Source organism: Brachyspira pilosicoli, assembly GCF_008016535.1.
Taxonomy (GTDB): Bacteria; Spirochaetota; Brachyspiria; order Brachyspirales; family Brachyspiraceae; genus Brachyspira; species Brachyspira pilosicoli_A.
In genome coordinates, this window is sequence record NZ_SAXY01000037.1 from 1 (window position 1) to 2,932 (window position 2,932).

4 protein-coding genes are annotated in these 2,932 nt (G+C 28.4%); 2 read left to right on the forward strand and 2 right to left on the reverse strand.

Features of this window, described 5'->3' with window-relative positions:
• Positions 1–391, reverse strand: a 391-nt coding sequence (locus tag EPJ72_RS05850; protein WP_147731267.1) for an integrase core domain-containing protein, incomplete at its 3' end; no start/stop codon positions are given.
• 61 nt (positions 392–452) lie between these two features.
• Positions 453–932 carry a hypothetical protein gene (locus EPJ72_RS05855; protein WP_158636887.1) on the reverse strand — a complete coding sequence of 160 codons (480 nt, stop codon included), beginning with the start codon at positions 930–932 and terminating at the stop codon, positions 453–455.
• Between the two features lie 218 nt (positions 933–1,150).
• Here EPJ72_RS05855 and EPJ72_RS05860 point away from each other — a divergent pair, with 218 nt between their 5' ends.
• Both EPJ72_RS05860 and map read left to right on the forward strand, forming a co-directional pair.
• Positions 1,151–1,588: a bactofilin family protein gene (locus EPJ72_RS05860; protein ID WP_147731269.1), complete on the forward strand. Its 438-nt coding sequence runs from the start codon at positions 1,151–1,153 to the stop codon at positions 1,586–1,588.
• Positions 1,589–1,611: 23 nt separating this feature from the next.
• Positions 1,612–2,403: a type I methionyl aminopeptidase gene (gene map / locus EPJ72_RS05865; protein ID WP_147731270.1), complete on the forward strand. Its 792-nt coding sequence runs from the start codon at positions 1,612–1,614 to the stop codon at positions 2,401–2,403.
• Positions 2,404–2,932 lie beyond the last annotated feature (529 nt).

The following is a 2,932-nucleotide window of genomic DNA, read 5'->3' on the forward strand; positions in this document are numbered from 1 at the left end:
CCATAGATATTGTACTTTTACTTGCTATAATATTTTTGATTCTTTCTTTGATTGTAATATACAATAACGAAGAAATCAATCTTTGATTGTTATAAAAATGTGTATATTCTTTTAATTTTTCTCTCAATAATTCTACTGTGATATTTTTATTTAATCGTGAATAAAATTCTCTTTCGTCTATGCCATGTACTCTTTCTACTACACCGTTATATCTTGGTGTTGCTACAGGAATATATCTCCTCTCTAATTTATTTTTCAAGCAGTATTCATCAAAAATATTTATTTTAGGAGTATTAATACAGCGATAAGTATATTCTATACCATTGTTGCCACAGGCACTTCCTTCGGTCGCAGTTTGTATAGCTTGTATCCTAAAAGGTGAAGTTTTCAATACATATTTTAAGAAAGATAAAGCACTAGAAGGTGTTTTATCTTCATAGATCTGCCTCCAACTATAACGTGTAGCTAAATCTACAGCTGTGAATTGATAAACTGTTTTTCTGCCTAATTTGATATATTTTACCGAAGGTACGCAAGGCGGTGTCTATTTGAACTATTTTGCCTTCTTTTTGTATTTTAGAGACAAATTTTCGTTTATCATATCGCTTCTTTTTCTTTTTTATTTTGTATCTCCAAAGATTATTTCTTTTTAGTACATTCTCTATAGCTGTAACACCTATCTTAATGCCTTCACGATTTAAATATGCTTTAATATAATGCTTACCTCGATATTCTTTAGTATAGAGTTTAATAATTAAATTAATAGCTTCTTGATTATTAAAGATATTTGGGGAAGTTTTTGGCTTAGTACTAAAATTAGCAACTGTTCCAGTGTCTTTATATTTCTTAAGCCAAGCATAAAAAGTAGATTTGGGTATTTCTTCTATCTTTAAAAATCTTTTAATATTTTTAGTTTTTAATGCTTCATCCACTATAAATAATTTAAATTCTGTGCTATAATCTTTTTTCGTAGTAGTATCCTTTTATTTATTTTCTATATCAAAATATTATAACAAGGATACTGCTTTTTTTATACTAAAAATGTCCAATATCTCATACTCCTAAACACTTTAATCAAATATATAAACTTGACATTTTAGTTTTATACTTATAAAATCAAAATGAAGTATAAATTTGGAGTGTGATTATTATGTCAAAAAGAGAGATGATTAATAGTATAATAGGTGAAGGTTCATATTTCAAAGGAACTTATATAGTAAAAGGCTCGTTTCAAATAGACGGTAAATTTGAAGGGGATTTAAAAATAGACGGGCATTTAATAATAGGCACTAATGGCAAGGTAAAGACAAGCACTATCATTACAGACAGCATAACAATAGCAGGTACTTTAATAGGCAATATATCAGCTTCAAATGAAGTAGTATTAATAGAAACAGGAAGAGTTTTAGGAAATATAGAAGCTCCTAAGATAGATGTTGGAGAGGGTGCTGTTATACAGGGTGAGATGACTATTACAGGCGGACAGAAAAAGAATATTACAAAAGTAGTAGAGGAATCTTTTGGAGATAAGGTTGAGGCAGAAACTATTTTTGAAAATACAAATAATACAGAGAATCAATCAAATTGATAAATAAAGGAAAACAATGAAAAATGGCTATAAAAATAAAAACACAATCTGAAATAAATTTGATGCGAGAAAGCGGACATATATTAGCAAATGTATTTAAAGAAGTTTCTAAACTCGTTGAGCCAGGCATATCTACAAAAGAGCTTGATAAGTTTGTTTATGATTATATAAGAAAGCAAAATGCTAAGCCTTCTTTTAAGGGCTACGGCAACCCGCCATTTCCTGCTTCAATATGTGCCTCTATAAATGATGAAATAATACATGGCATACCCAGCAAAAAAAGAGTATTAAAAGACGGCGATATAATAGGGCTTGATATAGGTGTTTATTATAAGGGGTATCATTCAGACAGAGCATTTACTTTTAAGGTTGGCAATGTATCTGCTGAGGCTTCAAGGCTTGTAGACACAACAATGGAATCTTTTTTTAATGGTATAAAACAAATAAGAGACGGTGTTCATTTGGGAGATGTTTCTTATGCCATACAGAAAACTGCAGAAGATGCGGGATATTCTTTAGTAAGAGAGTTTAACGGTCATGGAGTTGGAGCTAATTTGCACGAAGAACCTGCTGTTCCTAATAGAGGTAAGAAAGGTTTTGGTCCTGTACTCAAAACTAATATGGTAATAGCAATAGAGCCTATGGTTAATATGGGACATCATGCTATATATATTGAAGATGATGATTGGACTGTTGTTACAAGAGATGGTTCATTATCTGCCCACTATGAACATACTGTTGCTGTTAAAGGAGACGGCGTGGAAATACTTACTGCTTTGGAAGATGATGAAATAGTAAAAAAATATTTTTCTTAAATTTATAAATAAAATTATTAAAAAATTATATTTACATCGCATAAGCTATATTTTTTATGTGATGTAAATATACATTTTTAAAAAAATAATAAAATATCCCAAAAAACAGCTTATATCACATAAATAATGTTTATTATAAAAACATAAATGAATATTTTTTTATAGAGTTCATTTTTATAATACTTTTATATTATATAAAAATATATAAATATTCATTATGATATTAATAATTTTATTTTAATCTTGTTTTAATTTAATTTTTTATAACATTTTTTATAGATGTCATGGAGCCATAGATATTGTACTTTTACTTGCTATAATATTTTTGATTCTTTCTTTGATTGTAATATACAATAACGAAGAAATCAATCTTTTAATTTTTCTCTCAATAATTCTACAGTTATATTTTTATTTAATCGTGAATAAAATTCTCTCTCGTCTATGCCGTGTACTCTTTCTACTACGCCGTTATATCTTGGTGTTGCTACAGGAATATATCTTCTCTCTAATTTATTTTTTAAGCAGTATT